Source organism: Pseudomonas sp. 10(2024) (assembly GCF_045164175.1).
Lineage (GTDB): Bacteria > Pseudomonadota > Gammaproteobacteria > Pseudomonadales > Pseudomonadaceae > Aquipseudomonas > Aquipseudomonas alloputida.
In genome coordinates, this window is the sequence record NZ_CP174006.1 from 5,192,514 (window position 1) to 5,210,537 (window position 18,024).

16 protein-coding genes are annotated in these 18,024 nt (G+C 63.2%); 5 read left to right on the forward strand and 11 right to left on the reverse strand.

Features of this window, described 5'->3' with window-relative positions; all coding sequences use genetic code 11:
- Positions 1–120: 120 nt before the first annotated feature.
- Complete coding sequence (locus tag ACI7M0_RS23535) at positions 121–882, reverse strand: YdcF family protein (RefSeq protein WP_010955410.1); 762 nt, start codon at positions 880–882, stop codon at positions 121–123.
- A gap of 134 nt (positions 883–1,016) precedes the next feature.
- Positions 1,017–1,331, reverse strand: coding sequence for a hypothetical protein (locus tag ACI7M0_RS23540; protein WP_129933920.1), 315 nt, complete (start codon positions 1,329–1,331; stop codon positions 1,017–1,019).
- Between the two features lie 227 nt (positions 1,332–1,558).
- Here ACI7M0_RS23540 and leuS point away from each other — a divergent pair, with 227 nt between their 5' ends.
- The 5 genes from leuS (at position 1,559) to ACI7M0_RS23565 (ending at position 8,496) form a co-directional block, all read left to right on the forward strand.
- Complete coding sequence (gene leuS / locus ACI7M0_RS23545) at positions 1,559–4,165, forward strand: leucine--tRNA ligase (RefSeq protein WP_020193849.1); 2,607 nt, start codon at positions 1,559–1,561, stop codon at positions 4,163–4,165.
- A gap of 61 nt (positions 4,166–4,226) precedes the next feature.
- Positions 4,227–4,832: an LPS assembly lipoprotein LptE gene (gene lptE, locus ACI7M0_RS23550; RefSeq protein WP_020193850.1), complete on the forward strand. Its 606-nt coding sequence runs from the start codon at positions 4,227–4,229 to the stop codon at positions 4,830–4,832.
- A 39-nt stretch (positions 4,833–4,871) separates the two neighbouring features.
- Positions 4,872–5,909: a DNA polymerase III subunit delta gene (gene holA / locus ACI7M0_RS23555; protein WP_014592530.1), complete on the forward strand. Its 1,038-nt coding sequence runs from the start codon at positions 4,872–4,874 to the stop codon at positions 5,907–5,909.
- Between the two features lie 1,045 nt (positions 5,910–6,954).
- Positions 6,955–7,119: an alternative ribosome rescue factor ArfA gene (gene arfA, locus ACI7M0_RS23560; RefSeq protein WP_003249747.1), complete on the forward strand. Its 165-nt coding sequence runs from the start codon at positions 6,955–6,957 to the stop codon at positions 7,117–7,119.
- Positions 7,120–7,179: 60 nt separating this feature from the next.
- Positions 7,180–8,496 (forward strand): lytic murein transglycosylase, encoded by a 1,317-nt coding sequence (locus ACI7M0_RS23565; RefSeq protein ID WP_010955414.1) that lies wholly within the window; start codon positions 7,180–7,182, stop codon positions 8,494–8,496.
- Between the two features lie 33 nt (positions 8,497–8,529).
- Here ACI7M0_RS23565 and ACI7M0_RS23570 read toward each other — a convergent pair whose 3' ends face one another.
- The 9 genes from ACI7M0_RS23570 to mrdA all read right to left on the reverse strand — a co-directional run bounded on the left by ACI7M0_RS23570 (position 8,530) and on the right by mrdA (position 18,022).
- Positions 8,530–9,468, reverse strand: coding sequence for an LD-carboxypeptidase (locus ACI7M0_RS23570; protein WP_020191773.1), 939 nt, complete (start codon positions 9,466–9,468; stop codon positions 8,530–8,532).
- A 98-nt stretch (positions 9,469–9,566) separates the two neighbouring features.
- The gene (lipA, locus tag ACI7M0_RS23575; RefSeq protein ID WP_003249742.1) at positions 9,567–10,583 is read right to left on the reverse strand and encodes a lipoyl synthase; all 1,017 of its coding nucleotides are present in this window, start codon (positions 10,581–10,583) and stop codon (positions 9,567–9,569) included.
- 2 nt (positions 10,584–10,585) lie between these two features.
- Positions 10,586–11,233 (reverse strand): lipoyl(octanoyl) transferase LipB, encoded by a 648-nt coding sequence (gene lipB / locus ACI7M0_RS23580; RefSeq protein WP_003249738.1) that lies wholly within the window; start codon positions 11,231–11,233, stop codon positions 10,586–10,588.
- Complete coding sequence (locus tag ACI7M0_RS23585) at positions 11,233–11,508, reverse strand: DUF493 domain-containing protein (protein WP_010955417.1); 276 nt, start codon at positions 11,506–11,508, stop codon at positions 11,233–11,235. The genes lipB and ACI7M0_RS23585 overlap by 1 nt, the downstream gene beginning before the upstream one ends.
- A 73-nt stretch (positions 11,509–11,581) precedes the next feature.
- Entirely contained in the window at positions 11,582–12,742 is a 1,161-nt protein-coding gene (locus ACI7M0_RS23590) for a D-alanyl-D-alanine carboxypeptidase family protein (protein ID WP_010955418.1), read from the reverse strand.
- A gap of 219 nt (positions 12,743–12,961) precedes the next feature.
- Positions 12,962–13,963, reverse strand: a complete 1,002-nt coding sequence (locus ACI7M0_RS23595) for a septal ring lytic transglycosylase RlpA family protein (RefSeq protein ID WP_064491146.1) — start codon at positions 13,961–13,963, stop codon at positions 12,962–12,964.
- Complete coding sequence (gene mltB, locus ACI7M0_RS23600) at positions 13,963–14,973, reverse strand: lytic murein transglycosylase B (protein WP_129932654.1); 1,011 nt, start codon at positions 14,971–14,973, stop codon at positions 13,963–13,965. The genes ACI7M0_RS23595 and mltB overlap by 1 nt, the downstream gene beginning before the upstream one ends.
- A gap of 17 nt (positions 14,974–14,990) precedes the next feature.
- On the reverse strand, positions 14,991–16,094 hold the full coding sequence (rodA, locus tag ACI7M0_RS23605) for a rod shape-determining protein RodA (protein ID WP_003249727.1): 1,104 nt from the start codon (positions 16,092–16,094) through the stop codon (positions 14,991–14,993).
- Positions 16,095–16,132: 38 nt separating this feature from the next.
- Complete coding sequence (mrdA, locus tag ACI7M0_RS23610) at positions 16,133–18,022, reverse strand: penicillin-binding protein 2 (RefSeq protein ID WP_010955422.1); 1,890 nt, start codon at positions 18,020–18,022, stop codon at positions 16,133–16,135.
- Positions 18,023–18,024: the final 2 nt, after the last annotated feature.

The following is an 18,024-nucleotide window of genomic DNA, read 5'->3' on the forward strand; positions in this document are numbered from 1 at the left end:
CGGGTTTACCCGCGAATACGGTAGTCGCGGCAACGGTGAACGGCGGGTGGAGATTGGCCAGCAGGGCAGGCCCTTTCGCGGGCAAGCCCGGTCCTACAGGGGATTATGTAAGCCGGTGAATCAGTAGAACACCCGATACCCCACCAACCCCACCACTTCATTGAACAACTGCCCGCTCTGCCACATCGCCCGGCTCTCTGGCAGCAGCCCGCCAAACGGCCGCGCATGATCGCGCCCAAGGAACCCCACCGGCGCCGGCACCACCTCGAACCCCGCCTGTTCAAAACTCCAGCGTGAGCGCTGCATGTGCCAGGCCTGGGTCACCAGCACCACCCGGCGAAACCCCAAAGGCTGCAGCACCTTGGCCGTCAGCTGAGCATTTTCCCAGGTCGTGCGGCTGGCCTCTTCGCGCCATTTCACCTCGACAGCGAAATCTTCATGCAGGCGCTCCGCCATCAGCCTCGCCTCGCTGGGCGGCGTGCCGTAATGCAACCCACCACTGGTCAACACTGGCAGGCCCGAGGCTTTGGCCAGTCGCGCGGCAAAGCGCATACGTTCCAGTGCCGTGGCCGTGGGCTGGTCACCGCCACCCCAGGCCGGGTCCCCGCGCTCGCGCCCGGCGCCCAGCACCACAATGGCATCCGCCCGGCTCGCCAGGCCGGCCCAGTCGCTCACGGCCAGCGGCGGCTCACTTTCCAGCACACGGGCGGTTTCCTGCACCACCAGCGGCAGGCTCATCAACCACAGGCCACCCAGCCCTACGCTAAAGCAAAGCGCCGCCAACCGGGGCCGCCGCGTACGCAGCCACCATGCCGCAAGCAGCAGCAAGAACAGCACGCCCGGCGGCATCAGCCATTGTTTGATGAAGAATCGGATCGGCATCGGCCACACCTCCTTGGCAGGCGTGCAGCCTAGAAGGATCGACGCCGGTCAACAAGTGCGTACCGGCGTCGATCTTGAGTTGTGTGATTCTGAAGAACCGGCGCGCGATAGCCTGCGCCTGGCGTCCTGAACGGCTAGCGATGTGGCAGCGTCCTGGATCTCGCCGTACTGGCGGGGCGTTTCTTGTCCTTGAGCCAGATGATCTTGGCCGATGTCGGCTCCGCTTGTGGGTAACTGCCGACAGGGGCATTGTGGCGCTCCGGAAGGGATTCCAGGTAGGCCTTGATCACTTCGAACTCTGCGTGGCTCAGGCCACGCAACTCAAGCTCAGCTGGCATCTCGTCGCGCAATCGCACCGCGGTCCTGGCCGTTTCCAGTGCCAGGCCAAGCCGGTCGATCAGGCGCTCGTAAAGCTCCGGTCTGATTGCGGGTAGCTGCGTCTCTCCCATCCGTTCACCTCATTGAAGGTAAGAATATCTCCCCCCACACCTGAGCTTAGCGTCGTTGCAAAAAGCAGCCGTGCGCCGCGACCAGCGGGCATTCGCAACGAAGGTTTCCCACGATGCGCGGCGCTGCTGTATGCTACGGCGTTCACTCTAAACGACACCGGAGTGCCGGACGCAGCGAGGTTCCGCTGCCTGGAACAAGGTCTCTTCTCTCTCAGCCAAAAGTAGCCATGCACGAACAATACACGCCCCGTGATATCGAAGCCGCCGCCCAGAAGTTCTGGGACGAGCAACAATCGTTCGCTGTTACCGAACAGCCAGGCAAAGACACCTACTATTGCCTATCGATGTTCCCGTACCCGAGCGGCAAGCTACACATGGGCCACGTGCGCAACTACACCATCGGTGACGTGATTGCCCGCTACCAGCGCATGCTGGGCAAGAACGTCCTGCAGCCGATGGGCTGGGACGCTTTCGGCATGCCCGCGGAAAACGCGGCGATGAAAAACAACGTCGCCCCGGCCAAGTGGACGTACGAAAACATCGACTACATGAAGACCCAGCTCAAGAGCCTGGGCCTGGCCATCGACTGGGCACGTGAAGTCACCACCTGCAAACCCGACTACTACCGTTGGGAGCAGTGGCTGTTCACCCGCCTGTTCGAAAAAGGCATCATCTACCGCAAGAACGGTACCGTGAACTGGGACCCGGCGGACCAGACCGTACTGGCCAACGAACAAGTCATCGACGGCCGTGGCTGGCGTTCGGGCGCGCTGATCGAGAAGCGCGAAATCCCGATGTACTACTTCCGCATCACCGATTACGCCGACGAGCTGCTGGAGAGCCTCGACGAGCTGCCGGGCTGGCCTGAGCAGGTCAAGACCATGCAGCGCAACTGGATCGGCAAATCGCGCGGCATGGAAGTCCAGTTCCCGTACGACAAGGCCAGCATCGGCCACGAAGGCACCCTCAAGGTCTTCACCACCCGTCCGGACACGCTGATGGGCGCCACCTATGTCGCCGTCGCCGCCGAGCACCCGCTGGCCACCCAGGCTGCGCAGGGCAACCCGGCGCTGCAGGCGTTCATCGATGAGTGCAAGAGCGGCAGCGTTGCCGAAGCCGACATGGCCACCCAGGAGAAGAAAGGCATGGCCACTTCCCTGCTGGTCGAGCACCCGCTCACCGGCGAGAAGCTGCCAGTATGGGTCGCCAACTACGTGCTGATGCACTACGGCGATGGCGCGGTAATGGCCGTGCCGGCCCACGACGAGCGCGACTTCGAGTTCGCCCACAAGTACAACCTGCCGGTCAAGGCCGTGGTGCGCACCAGCGCTGGCGATGAAGTCGGCAGCGAGTGGCAGGCCGCCTATGGTGAGCACGGCCAGCTGATCAACTCCGCAGAGTTCGACGGCCTGGACTTTGCTGGCGCCTTCGACGCCATCGAAGCGGCCCTGATCCGCAAGGAACTGGGCAAATCGCGTACGCAGTTCCGCCTGCGCGACTGGGGTATCAGCCGCCAGCGCTACTGGGGCTGCCCGATCCCGATCATCCACTGCCCGTCCTGCGGCGACGTCCCGGTGCCGGAAGACCAGCTGCCGGTCACCCTGCCGGAGAACGTGGTGCCGGACGGCGCCGGTTCGCCACTGGCGCGCATGCCTGAATTCTACGAATGCAGCTGCCCGAAATGCGGTACTCCGGCCAAGCGCGAAACCGACACCATGGACACCTTCGTCGAGTCGTCCTGGTACTTCGCCCGCTACGCCTCGCCAAACTACGACAAAGGCCTGGTCGACCCCAAAGCCGCCAACCACTGGCTGCCGGTAGATCAGTACATCGGCGGTATCGAACACGCGATCCTGCACCTGCTGTACGCGCGCTTCTTCCACAAGCTGATGCGTGACGAAGGCCTGGTCACCTCGAACGAGCCGTTCAAGAACCTGCTGACCCAGGGCATGGTGGTCGCCGAGACTTACTACCGCGTTGCCAGCAACGGCGGCAAGGACTGGTTCAACCCGGCCGATGTCGAAATCGAGCGTGATGCCAAAGCCAAGATCATTGGCGCCCGCCTGAAGACCGACGGCTTGCCGGTGGAAATCGGTGGCACCGAGAAAATGTCGAAGTCGAAAAACAACGGCGTCGACCCGCAGTCCATGATCGAAGCCTACGGCGCCGACACCTGCCGCCTGTTCATGATGTTCGCCTCGCCGCCCGACATGAGCCTGGAATGGTCCGACTCCGGCGTCGAAGGTGCCAGCCGCTTCCTGCGCCGTGTCTGGCGTCTGGCTCAGGCTCACGTCAGCCAGGGCCTGCCAGGCAAGCTGGATGTTGCCGCCCTGGACGACGCGCAAAAGGTCATCCGTCGCGCCATTCACGCTGCCATCAAGCAGGCCAGCACCGACGTGGGCCAGTTCCACAAGTTCAATACCGCCATCGCCCAGGTGATGACCGTGATGAACGTGCTGGAAAAGGCCCCGCAAGCCACCGAACAGGACCGCGCCCTGCTGCAGGAAGGCCTGGAAGCCGTCACCCTGCTGCTGGCGCCGATCACTCCGCACATCTCTCACGCGCTGTGGCAGCACCTGGGCCACGCAGGCTCGGTGATCGATGCCGCCTGGCCAAGCGTCGACGAACAGGCGCTGGTGCAGGACTCCATTACCTTGGTGGTTCAGGTCAACGGTAAACTGCGCGGCCAGGTCGAGATGCCTGCCGCTGCCAGCCGCGAAGAAGTCGAAGCCGCTGCCCGCAGCAACGAGAATGTCCTGCGCTTCATCGATGGCCTGACCATCCGCAAGGTCATCGTGGTACCGGGCAAGCTGGTCAACATCGTCGCCAACTGATGAAAACGCCCACCCGCATCGATTGCGGGTGGGCGGAACAGGCCCAAAAGGGAGCAACAACATGATCAAACGCAATTTGCTGGTAATCGGCCTGGCGGTCATGCTCAGCGCCTGCGGTTTCCAGCTGCGCGGCACCGGCGCCACCGAGCTGAGCGTGAAGGAAATGGACGTCAGCGCGCGCAATGCCTATGGCCCGACCGTGCTCCAGCTGCGTGAAGTGCTGGAACGTAGCGGCGTCAACGTGCACGCCGGCGCACCGTATCGCCTGGTGCTGACCAACGAACAGGAGCGCGAGCGCTCGGCGACCTACAACAGCGGCAACCGTACCGCCGAGTACGAGCTGACCACCAAGCTGGACTACAGCATCCTGGGCCTGAACAACCTGGAGCTGATGAGCGACAAGCTGGAGGTGCGCAAGGTCTACGTGCGTGACGGCTCGAACATCACCGGCTCCGAGCAGGAAGCCAAACGCGCCCGCGAAGAAATGCGCCGCGACCTGGTCAACGCCATGGTCGTACGTTTGCAGATGCTGTCCCCGTCCCAACTGGATGAGCTGCAGCGTAAAGCCGACGAGCGCGCCCAAGCCGAAGCTGCCGCGCTGGAGGCTGCCCGCCGCCAGCAAGCCGAGACGCCTCAGCAATCGCCACTGGAAGTACCGGGCAACTAAGCCCGCGAGGGGCGCCCTCGGGCGCCCCGTCTGTTCCCCATGAAACTCGCCCCCGCCCAACTCAACAAGCACCTGCAAGGCGCCCTGGCACCGGTCTACGTGGTCAGTGGCGACGACCCGCTGCTGTGCCAGGAAGCTGCCGACGCCATCCGCAATGCCGCGCGTCAGCAAGGTTTCGATGAACGCCAGGTATTCAGTGCCGACGCCAACTTCGACTGGGGCACCCTGCTCCAGGCCGGTGCAAGCCTGTCGCTGTTCGCCCAGCGCCGCCTGCTGGAACTGCGTCTGCCCTCGGGCAAGCCCGGTGACAAGGGTGCCGCTGCGCTGATGGAATACTGCGCCAACCCCGCCGAAGATACGCTGCTGCTGATCAGCCTGCCCAAGCTCGACAGCAGTGCGCAGAAGACCAAGTGGGGCAAGGCATTGATCGAAGGCACCCATTGCCAGTTCATCCAGATCTGGCCGGTGGATGTGCACCAGCTCCCGCAGTGGATCAACCAGCGCCTGCAACAGGCCGGCCTGTCAGCCCAGCGTGATGCCGTCGACCTGATTGCCGCGCGCGTGGAAGGCAACCTGCTGGCAGCCGCGCAGGAAATCGAAAAACTCAAGCTGCTGGCCGAAGGCAGCCAGATCACCGTGGAAACCGTGCAGGCTGCCGTCGCCGACAGTGCCCGCTTCGATGTCTTCGGCCTGGTCGATGCCATTCTCAACGGCGAGGCTGCGCATGCCCTGCGCATGCTCGAAGGCTTGCGCGGTGAAGGTGTGGAGCCGCCAGTCATCCTCTGGGCCTTGGCCCGCGAGCTGCGCCAACTGGCGGGGCTAGCCCAGCAGTTCAGCCAAGGCGTGCCATTGGACAAAGCGTTCAGCCAGGCCCGCCCGCCCATCTGGGACAAACGCCGACCGCTGGTCAGCAAGGCCCTGCAGCGCCTCTCGGCGCAGCGTTGGGCGCAACTGCTGCAGGATGCCCAGCGAATCGATGCGCAGATCAAAGGGCAGGCTGAAGGTTCGCCCTGGATTGGCCTGGCGCGGCTGTCGCTGTTGATGGCTGGCCAACGCCTGGCCCTGCCTCCCGAGTGACTGGGGCCACTGTAGGAGCGGGTTTACCCGCGAAGAGGCCGGCCCTGCTGGCCAATCTCCACGCGCCGTTCACCGTTGCCGCCGCCACCGTATTCGCGGGTAAACCCGCTCCTACGCAGATTGGTGGTGGACACACCTCGGGGGTTGGACACAGGCCGTCGTGTAGGAGCGGGTTTACCCGCGAAGAGGCCGGCCCTGCTGGCCAATTTCCACCCGCCGTTCACCGTTGCTGCCGCCACCGTATTCGCGGGTAACCCGCGAAAGGGCCGGCCCTGCTGGTCAATTTCCACCCGCCGTTCACCGTCGCAGCCGCCACCGTATTCGCGGGTAAACCCGCTCCTACGCAGATTGGTGGTGGACACAGATCGGGGGTTGGACACAGGCCGTCGTGTAGGAGCGGGTTCACCCGCGAAGAGGCCGGCCCTGCTAACCAATCTCCACCCGCCGTTCACCGTCGCAGCCGCCACCGTATTCGCGGGTAAACCCGCTCCTACGCAGATTGGTGGTGGACACACCTCGGGGGTTGGACACAGGCCGTCGTGTAGGAGCGGGTTCACCCGCGAAGAGGCCGGCCCTGCTGGCCAATATCCACCCGCTGTTCACCGTTGCCGCCGCCACCGTATTCGCGGGTAAACCCGCTCCTACGCAGATTGGTGGTGGACACAGATCGGTGGTTGGACACAGGCCGCCGTAGGAGCGGGTTTACCCGCGAAAGGGCCGGACCTGCTGGCCAATTTCAACCCGCCGTTCACCGTCGCAGCCGCCACCGTATTCGCGGGTAAACCCGCTCCTACGCAGATTGGTGGTGGACACACCTCGGGGGGTTGGACACAGGCCGTCGTGTAGGAGCGGGTTCACCCGCGAAGAGGCCGGCCCTGCTAGCCAATCTCCACGCGCCGTTCACCGTTGCCGCCGCCACCGTATTCGCGGGTGAACCCGCTCCTACACAAGGCACCAGAGCCTCGACCATATACACAATCAATTGGCCCCCACCCCTCGGGGGGCCTACAGTGCGCCCGAACCCACCCAACCCGGGAAGCCCGCCATGAGCAAAAAGCCGAAAAAGCACGGCCCCAACAAGGCCAAGTCCATCGTTGCCCAGCCACTGTTCCGCTGCCGCCAGGAACAACCGAACAAGGGCAAAGGCAGCTACCGCCGCGAAGCCTTCCAATCGAGAGATTGGGAGGCTTCCTACTTTTTGGCTGCATGAAAGCATCGCAAGCGCAGGCATGGTATGGTCGTCACCTGACCTGCAACTCTGGATCTGTGCATGCTCTTCCGTCTTATCCCCCGCTGGGAAACCCGCCAGCTGATCGCGGCCTCCAGCTTCATCCTGCTCGTGGCCTGTGCGGAAAAGCCCACCGCCGCCGACGCGCTGCCGCTGGCCCCTGCCCAACCCAATCCCGTGGTGACCGTGCCCGGCGCAACGCCCGACGTCAGCACTGACATCCAGCCCCTGCAAACCTTCGCCCAATGGCAAGCAGGCTTCCGCGAGCAGGCCCTGCAAGCCGGCATTTCGCCGAGCACCTTCGACCGCGCCTTCCTCGGTGTCACCCCCGACCTGGACGTGATCAAGGCAGACCGCAGCCAGCCGGAGTTCACCCGCCCGGTGTGGGAATACCTCGAAGGCGCCCTGTCGCCCCTGCGTGTGCGCAACGGCAAGAAGCTGCTGGAGCAGAACGCCGAGCTGCTGACTCGCCTTGAGCAACGCTATGGCGTGGACCGCCAGGTGCTGGTCGCGGTGTGGGGCATGGAAAGCAACTTCGGCCAGTTCCAGGGCAGCAAGTCGGTGATCCGCTCGCTGGCCACTTTGGCCTATGAGGGCCGCCGCCCACAGTTCGCCCAAGACCAGCTGATCGCCGCACTGCAGATCATCCAGCATGGTGACATCCAGCCTGAAGCCATGCGTGGCTCGTGGGCCGGCGCCATGGGCCAGACCCAGTTCATCCCGACCACCTACAACACCCATGCCGTGGACTTCGACGGCGATGGCCGCCGCGACATCTGGAACAGCACACCAGACGCCCTGGCCTCAACAGCGCACTACCTGCAGAGTTCGGGCTGGAAACGCGGCCAACCGTGGGGCTTCGAGGTACAGGTGCCGGCTGGTTTCGACTTCTGGCAGGCCGATGGCGCACTGCGCAAACCGGTGAGTGAATGGCTGGCGATGGGCGTGAAACTGCCAGCGGGCACCCAGCTGCCGGCAGGTAGCAACCAGCTGTCTGCCGCCCTGCTGCTGCCGGCCGGTGCACGCGGCCCGGCGTTCCTGGTGCTGGACAACTTCCGCGCCATCCTCAAGTACAACAACTCGTCGTCCTATGCCTTGGCGGTGAGCCTGCTCGGGGATCGCTTCAGCGGCTGGGGCTTCATTGCCGGCAGCTGGCCGAAAGAGGATCTGCCGCTCAGCCGCACCGAGCGCATGGAGTTGCAGAACTTGCTGAACAGCCGCGGGCATGATGCGGGTAATGCAGATGGCATTATCGGGGCCAATACCCGCAAGGCGATCCGCAATGCCCAGCAAGGGCTGGGCTGGCCGGCGGATGGCTACCCGACCCATAAGCTGCTTGAGAGCCTGCGGCAGCAGTAGGCATTTCGGGGCCGCTGCGCGGCCCCGGTAGTTTCACGCCCTGAACAGGTCCTGCTCCAGCACCAGTGTTTGCTGAACACTGTCCAGCCTCACCCGAGCCCCCAGGGGCAAACATACATTCGGGTCACAGTGCCCGCTGCGCCAGCCCGCCAGCACCGGCACACCCAGCGGTGCAAACGTATCCTCCAGCAATGGCTTCAGCGCTGCGGTGGTAATCCCGGCAAAATCGCCCACCAGTACACCTTTGATCCCCTCCAGCTTGCCTGCCAGGCGTAGCTGGGTCAGCAGCCGATCCACCCGGTACAGCGGCTCGTTGACGTCCTCGATGAACAGGATGCAGCCCTGGGTATCCAGCTCGGCAAGGGTCCCCATGGTCGCCCCCAGCATCGACAGGTTGCCCCCCAGCAACGGTCCGCTGGCCACCCCCGGCAGCACGCAGTCCAATGCGAAGCCCGCCGGGTGCGCGACCTGCTCGCCTGCCCTCACATGCCCACCCAGTTGCGCCAGCAACGACGACTCGGTCGGTGGCAACTTGGCCCCCAACAGGTCGGCATTGAGCATCCCCCCATGGAAGGTCACCAGCCCGGCATGCCGGTAGATCGCCGTATGCAACGCGGTGATGTCGCTGTAGCCGATCAGCGGCTTGGGGTTGCGCCGGATCAGTTCAAAGTCGAGCTGGTCAAGCAGGCGCATGCTGCCGTAGCCCCCACGCATGCACAGGATGGCGTCCATGGCCGGATCGGCAAACGCTGCATGCAAGTCCTGCAGGCGCTGCTGGTCCGGCCCCGCCAGGTAGCCCTGCGCCTGCAGGGCACCCGGGTAGATATGGCAACGGTAGCCGCGGTCAACGAACCACTGGCTAACCTTGTGCGCATCAAGCCGCGCCGCGCCCGCCGGGGCGACAATGGCAAAACATGCGTTGGCCGGCAGCGCGGCTGGCAGGGTGGGTTGGAAGGTTTTGGCGCAATACATCGCGGCTCCTTGCAGCGCATGGGACACAAACAAAAATGCCGATGCCGCCCTTGGGCGCGCATCGGCATCTGTGGCTCCGCTCTAGGCTAGAGCATAGCTCAGAGCTTGATCTTGGCTTCGTGGGCCTGCTGGTCGGCGTGGTACGAAGAACGCACCAGCGGGCCAGAAGCAACGTTCTTGAAGCCCATCTTGTAACCTTCCTCGGCGAACCAGGCAAAGGTGTCCGGGTGAACGAAACGCTGCACCGGCAAGTGGCTGCGCGACGGCTGCAGGTACTGGCCAAGGGTGAGCATGTCGATGTCATGCTCGCGCATGCGGTGCATCACTTCGATCACTTCCTCGTCGGTTTCGCCCAGGCCGAGCATCAGGCCCGACTTGGTCGGTACGTGCGGCACCAACTGCTTGAACTTCTGCAGCAAGTCCAGCGACCAGTCATAGTCCGAACCCGGGCGCGCGGCCTTGTACAGGCGCGGTACGGTCTCGAGGTTGTGGTTGAACACATCCGGCGGCTCTTGCGCGGTGATTTCCAGGGCAACGTCCATACGGCCACGGTAGTCCGGCACCAAGGTCTCCAACTGCACGCCCGGCGACAGCGCGCGGATTTCCCGGATGCAGTCAGCAAAGTGCTGGGCACCACCGTCACGCAGGTCGTCGCGGTCCACCGAGGTGATCACCACATACTTCAGGCGCAGGTCGGCAATGGCAACAGCCAGGTTTTTCGGCTCGTCCAGATCCAGCGGCTTCGGTCGACCGTGGCCAACGTCGCAGAACGGGCAACGACGGGTGCAGATGTCACCCATGATCATGAAGGTGGCGGTACCACCCGAGAAGCACTCGCCCAGGTTCGGGCAGGAGGCCTCTTCGCACACGCTGTGCAGTTTGTGCTTGCGCAGCAGTTGTTTGATGCGGTCTACCTCGGGCGACACCGGGATACGCACGCGAATCCAGTCGGGCTTCTTGGGTAGCTCATCGGTAGGGATGATCTTCACCGGGATGCGCGCGACTTTGTCGGCACCACGCAGCTTGACCCCAGCTTCCACCTTCTTCGGCGCTGGGCGCGGGGTGGCATCCTGGGTAGGTATCAGGTTCGGCACGGCTTCTTGCACAGTTGTCATATTCAGTCGATTCCGCCCGTGAGGGTCGTCTGCTCAGCGTAGTCGAGGTGCTTGACCAGCTGTCCGCGCAGCCTTGTCCTGACCTCGTCGAGTTCGATCGGACCTGCCAGGTCGCGCAGCTGGGTCATCGCCAGCCCCGCATAGCCGCAGGGGTTGATTCGGCGGAATGGCGCAAGGTCCATGTCCACGTTCAGGGCAAGGCCGTGAAACGAACGGCCGTTGCGAATTCGCAGGCCGAGGGAGGCGATTTTCGCTCCGTCGACATAGACACCCGGGGCATCGGGCTTGGCAGACGCCTGAACAGCATAGCTGGCGAGCAGGTCGATGAGGGCCAGCTCGATACGGCTGACCAGCTCACGCACGCCAAAGCCCAGCCGGCGCACATCCAGCAGCAGGTAGGCCACCAGCTGCCCGGGGCCATGGTAGGTGACCTGGCCGCCGCGGTCGGTTTGCACCACCGGGATGTCGCCCGGCACCAGCAGGTGCTCGGCCTTGCCGGCCTGCCCCTGGGTGAAAACCGCAGGGTGCTCGACCAGCCAGATTTCATCCTGGCTGTCCGGGCTGCGCTGCTCGGTAAAACGACGCATGGCCTCCAGCACCGGTTCATAGGGCTGCAGGCCAAGCTCGCGAAAACCGAGACAGGCGGACATCAAAGCACCATTTTCACGATGCCGGTAGCGCGCAGGGCGCTGTTGATATCGTGCAGCTGGTTCTCGCTTTCGGCAACGATGTGCAATTGCACGGTGGTGTACTTGCCTTCCTTGCTCTGGCGTTCGGCCAGGGTGGAAAGGTCGACTTTGGCGTGCTTGCTGAGAACCTCGATGACCATGTCCTTGAAACCGACAACGGTGTCACCGATGACCTTGATCGGGTAATCGTCGCAAGGGAATTCGATCTTGTGCGACTTGACGTCTGGTTCGCTCATGGCGGAAACGGCCTCGTAAGCCGTGGCAACAACAACACCCCCGCGGTAGGCGCGGGGGCATGCAGGTCACGTATCAGTTGAACAACCCGTAGAAGAATAGACGGATGCTATCCCACATACGGCGGAAGAAACCACCTTCCTCGACGCCATCAAGGGCGATCAGGTCGGCACTGTGAATCACTTTTTCGTCCAGTTTGACTTCCACTTTGCCGATCACGTCACCTTTGGCGATCGGTGCGGTGAGCTGCGGGTTCATGGTCATCGAAGCCTGCAGGCGCTTCAATTGGCCTTTAGGCATAGTCATGGTCAGGTCGTCAGCCAGGCCAGCCTTGACTTGGCTGGTAGCGCCCTTCCAAACCGGCGCCTGGGTCAGCTCGGTGCCTTTCTGGTAGAAGGTCTGGGTTTCGAAGAAGCGGAAACCGTAGGTCAGCAGCTTCTGGGTTTCGGCAGCACGCGATTGCTCGCTGTTGGTACCGAACACCACGGCGATCAGGCGCTGGCCGTCACGAACCGCCGAAGCCACCATGCAGTAGCCGGCTTCGTCGGTGTGACCGGTTTTCAGGCCATCGACGGTCTTGTCACGCCACAGCAGCAGGTTGCGGTTAGGCTGCTTGATGTTGTTCCAGAAGAACTCTTTCTGCGAGTAGATGGCGTAGTGGGCCGGGTCGACGTTGATAATCGCGCGAGCCAGGGTCGCCATGTCGTGCGCCGACGAGTAATGCTCGGGGTGCGGCAGACCGGTCGGGTTCATGAAGTGGCTGTTGGTCATGCCCAGGTCGGCAGCCGTCTTGTTCATCATGTCGGCGAAGGCGTCTTCGCTGCCGGCGATGTGCTCGGCCAAGGCGACCGAGGCGTCGTTACCGGACTGGATGATGATGCCGTGCAGCAGGTCGCTGACCGTTACCTGGCTGCCAACCTTGATGAACATGCGCGAACCGCCGGTACGCCAGGCGTTTTCGCTGACGGTAACCGGGTCGCTTTCACCGATCTGGCCGCGACGGATGTCCAGGGTGGCGATATAGGCGGTCATCAGCTTGGTCAGGCTGGCTGGCGGCAGGCGCTCGTCACCGTTGTTCTCGACCAGCACGTTGCCGCTGGACGCGTCCATGAGTACGTAGGACTTGGCTGCCAGTTGCGGTGGCGCCGGCGTCATCTGCTCCGCCGCGAAGGCGGCAGGCGTGATCAGCAGCAGTACAGGCAGGCAAAGTCGTTTGGCAAGGTTGGTGATGTTCATCCGTCTCTCGAAAATCGCTAATGGTCTGAGATGTTCCCTGGGCAAGATCATGTGCCCAGCGCCAGTCAGTCTAGTTTTATGGCCTATGGCCTGGCCCGCGAACGTGCGGCTTTATGTCGCTGCGGGCAAAAGCGGTCATTGTACATGGCCGCGACCGGCAATTCATGACAAAACCGATAGTTTGGTGTTGCCGTCTTCGCAGGCGCGCCGCTCCCACAGTCAGTCTGCTGTGACCAGCTTTGCCTGCCCCAAGTTCGCCAGGCGAATGCTGTCTTGTGCTTGCTGGATCTCGCCCTGGCTGCCGATCGGCCCCAGGCGCACGCGGTGCAGGGTCTGCTGGTTACGCACGATCGAGCTGATGAACACGGGTGCATTGACCATGGTGCTGAGCTTGGCGCGCAGCAACTCGGCAGCGTCCGGGTTGGCGAACGCGCCTACCTGCAAGAAACTGCCACCGCTACCGCCGGGCACGTTGTTGCCACCCACCTGCACGGGTACCACGGGCGCTGCGTGCTGCTGTGGCGGCGGGGTCCACTGCTCGACCCGCCCGGTACTGGCCGGTATTGCCTGGGTCTGCGCCACTTGCGGCTCCTTCAGCACCATCGGCGGTGTTTGGCCGCGCTGAGCCCACCACTGCTGCGGGTCGATACCCTCGACGCGCACATGCGCGGTGCCGATCTCGGCATAGCCGAGCTTTTTCGCGGCAGCATAGGACAAGTCGATGATTCGGTCGGAATAGAACGGGCCACGGTCGTTCACCCGAAGGATCACGCTGCGGCCGTTCGCCAGGTTGGTCACCCGCACATAGGCTGGCAGCGGCAGGGTCTTGTGCGCTGCGCTCATGCCATACAGGTCGTACAGCTCGCCGTTGGCAGTGTTCTGCCCGTGGAACTTGGTGCCGTACCACGATGCCGTACCCTCGGCGCGGTAGTTGCGCGAGTCCTGCATCGGGTAGTAGGTCTTGCCAAGCACGGTGTACGGGTTGGCCTTGTAGTTACCGGTGTGCACGGTCGGGGTGGCATCGGGGATCTTGTTCACATCCACGTCCCACCACGGTGCGCCGTCCTTGTGCGCCCGGTTGATGTCCAGGCCCGGCTGGCTACGCACGACATTACCACTGCTTTTCGGGGCCGGGCGGTTGGAAGAGCAGCTGACCAGCGCCACACCGACGGCGAGGCAGGTGAGCAGCTTGAAAGCGTTGCCAGAGATGATTGCGCGCATTACTTGACGCCCCGTACTTGAACCAGCTGTTCCGCAAGCTGATGTACCGCCATGGCATACATCACGCTGCGGTTGTAGCGAGTGATCGCGTAGAAGTTCTTCAGGCCCATCCAGTACTCGGGACCACTCTCGCCCTCGAGACGGAAGGCGGTAACCGGCAGATCATCGCGCAGCGAATCATGAACCGACCAGCCAAGCGTACGCAACTCCCCTACCGTTTTCACCGGCTCGATGCCGGTGGTCAGGCCTTCCTCGGCGCGCCCACCTTCCACCCAGGCGCGACTGACCACACCCTCGCCGGCCACCCAGCCGTGGCGCTTGAAGTAGCTGGCCACGCTGCCGATGGCATCGTCAGGGTTGTTCCAGATATTGATATGGCCGTCCCCGTCGAAGTCCACCGCGTAGTTGCGGAAGCTGCTTGGCATGAACTGCGGCAGCCCCATGGCGCCGGCGTACGAGCCCTTGAGCGTCAAGGGATCAAGCTGCTCCTCACGGGCCAGCAGCAGGAACTCTCGCAGCTCCTTGCGGAAGAACTCGGCCCGTGGCGGGTAGTCGAAGCCCAGCGTCGACAGGGCGTCGATCACCCGGTAGTTGCCGGTATTGCGGCCAAAGAAGGTTTCCACGCCGATAATCGCGACAATGTACTGCGCAGGTACCCCGTACTCCTGCTCGGCACGTGCCAATACAGCCTCGTGCTGACGCCAGAAATCCACACCGCGAGCGATACGTGCATCGGTGATGAACATCGGCCGGTAGTCCTTCCACGGTTTGACCCGCTCGGCCGGGCGCGAGATGGCGTCGAGAATCGACTGCTTGCGCTGCACCTCACGAAACACACCCATCAGTTGCTCAGGCGCAAAACCATAGTCGCGGCTCATTTCGCCAACAAACGCGGCTACCTCGGGCGAGCCGTCGTATTCGCCGGCATGGGCCAGCTGTACAGCGCCGAACAGGCCCACCGCACCGATCCAAGGCGCACAACGGGCAGCCCAGTTACGCACTGCTTGCATGAAATTGTTCACCTTATTCAAACCTGCGCGATCCATTTGCGGTGCGTATGGATCGACATCAAAACGCCAAACGCTGACAGCAGCGTCACCAACGATGTTCCGCCATAGCTGATGAAAGGTAACGGCACGCCCACCACGGGCAGAAGGCCGCTTACCATTCCGATATTGACGAACACGTATACAAAAAAAGTCATGGTCAGGCTGCCCGCAAGCAGCTTGCCGAACAGGGTCTGCGCCTGGGCGGTGATCACCAGGCCACGGCCGATCAGCAGCAGGTAGACAATCAGCAGCAGGCAGATGCCTACCAGGCCGAATTCCTCGCCGAGCACGGCGATGATGAAGTCGGTGTGGCTTTCCGGCAAAAAGTCCAGGTGCGACTGCGTGCCAAGCAGCCAGCCTTTGCCAAACACCCCGCCCGAGCCGATCGCCGCCTTGGACTGGATGATGTTCCAACCGGTGCCCAACGGGTCGCTTTCAGGGTCGAGGAAGGTCAATACCCGCTGCTTCTGGTAGTCGTGCATGACGAAGAACCACATTGCCACCGCGACGGGCACGGCTGCCGCCAGCACGCTGAGGATCCAGCGCCAGCGCAAGCCGCCCATGAACAGCACGAAGGCACCGGAGGCCAGGATCAGCAGCGCGGTCCCCAGGTCGGGCTGACGTACGATCAGCATGAACGGCACGCCGATCAGCACCAGGCTGATCGCCACGTGCTTCAAATGGGGCGGCAAGGTGCGCTTGGACAGGTACCAGGCGATGGTCGCCGGCATGATGATCTTCATGAATTCCGAGGGCTGGAAGCGGATCACCCCCGGAATGTTGATCCAGCGTGTGGCCCCCATGGCGTTGTGGCCCATCACGTCCACTACTACCAGCAACAGCACCCCGGCCAGGTAGGCCAATGGCACCCAACGCGCCATGAAGCGCGGCTCCAGCTGGGCGATGACGAACATCGACACCAGACCGATGCCAAACGAGGTGGCTTGCTTGAGCAGTAGGTCCCAGTTCTTGCCACTGGCCGAATACAGTACGAACAGGCTGCCGGCTGCAAGGGTCAGCAGAATGATCAGCAAGGGGCCGTCGATATGGATGCGTTGCAGAAAGCTCGCACGCCGACGCATCACATCCTCGCTGGAGAGCATGCGATCGAAATTGTTCATCACAGGGCCGATTCCTGGGTAACGGTGGCGGGCGCGAACTCGGGTTTGAGCCGGCCATTTTCGTCGAGCAGCCAGGCGTCCATGATCTGGCGTACCACCGGAGCGGCGACACCCGAGCCGGACTCACCGTTCTCGACCATCACCGAAACCACGATTTTCGGGGCTTCGGCTGGGGCAAACGCGACGAACAGGGCATGGTCGCGGTGGCGCTCCTGGAGTTTATTGCGATCGTACTTCTCGCCCTGCTTGATCGCCACCACCTGGGCGGTACCGCTCTTGCCGGCAATGCGGTACTGGGCTCCGGCAGCTGCCTTGCGCGCGGTACCGCGGGCGTTGTGCATCACTTGTTCCATGCCATGGGTGACCTTGGCCCAGTCGGACTTGTCACGCAGCACGATGTCTTCCATGGGGTTGTCGTCCACCGGCGGCAGGCCTTCGATGGTCTTGGCCAGGTGCGGGCGGTTCCACACACCTTTGTTGGCGATCAGTGCAGTGGCCTGAGCCAGTTGCAGCGGCGTAGCCTGCATGTAGCCCTGGCCGATGCCGAGAATCAGGGTTTCGCCAGGGAACCAGGCCTGGCGACGGGTGGCACGCTTCCATTCGCGCGACGGCATCAACCCGGCAGACTCCTCGAACATATCGAGGGAAACCCGCTGGCCGATACCGAACTTGTTCATGTAGCTGGACAAGCGATCGATGCCCATCTTGTGCGCAAGGTCATAGAAGTAGGTGTCGTTCGAGCGCATGATGGCGGTGTCCAAGTCGACCCAGCCATCACCGGAACGGTTCCAGTTACGGTATTTATGGTCGTAGTTGGGCAACTGGTAGTAGCCAGGGTCGAACACCCTGCTGCTGGCATTCACGACGCCACTGTCCAGACCGGCAATAGCCACCGCCGGCTTGATGGTCGACCCCGGCGGGTACAAGCCACGCAGCACGCGGTTGAACAGCGGCCGATCGATCGAATCGCGCAATTCGGCATAGGCCTTGAAGCTGATGCCGGTGACGAACAGGTTGGGGTCGAAGCTAGGCTGACTCACCATCGCCAGCACCTCGCCGGTTCGCGGGTCGAGCGCAACCACTGCACCACGCCGGCCTCCCAGGGCGGCTTCAGCGGCCTCCTGCAGCTTGATGTCCAGGCTCAGCACAATGTCCTTGCCCGGCTTCGGGTCGGTGCGCTTGAGCACCCGCAGCACCCGGCCACGGGCGTTGGTCTCGACTTCCTCGTAACCCACCTGACCGTGCAGGGCGGCCTCGTAGAAGCGCTCGATGCCGGTCTTGCCGATATGGTGGGTACCGCTGTAGTTCACCGGGTCGAGCGTTTTCAGCTCTTTCTCGTTGATCCGCCCTACATAACCCACCGAATGGGCGAAATGCGCACCCTGCGGGTAATGCCGCACCAGCTGTGCCACCACTTCCACACCCGGCAGGCGGAACTGGTTTACCGCCACGCGGGCGATCTGCTCTTCGTTGAGCTCGAACAGGATCGGCACCGGCTCGAATGGCCGGCGGCCCTGGCGCATGCGCTTCTCGAACAGGGCACGGTCGTCAGCGGTGAGGTCCAGCACTTCGACGATGGTATCCAACACTTCCTGCCAGTTACCCGCACGTTCGCGGGTCATCGACAGGCTGAAGCTGGGCCGGTTGTCGGCAACGATCACCCCGTTGCGGTCGAAGATCAGCCCGCGGGTCGGCGGGATCGGCTGCACATGCACCCGGTTGTTCTCCGACAGCGTGGAGTGGTAGTCGTACTGGATGATCTGCAGGTAGTAGAGCCGCGCGATCAGCACGCAGACAAGCAGCATGATCGCGACTGCGCCGACCACGACGCGTTTGCGCACCAGGCGGGCGTCTTTCTCGTGGTCCTTGAGACGGATCGGCTGCGACATCG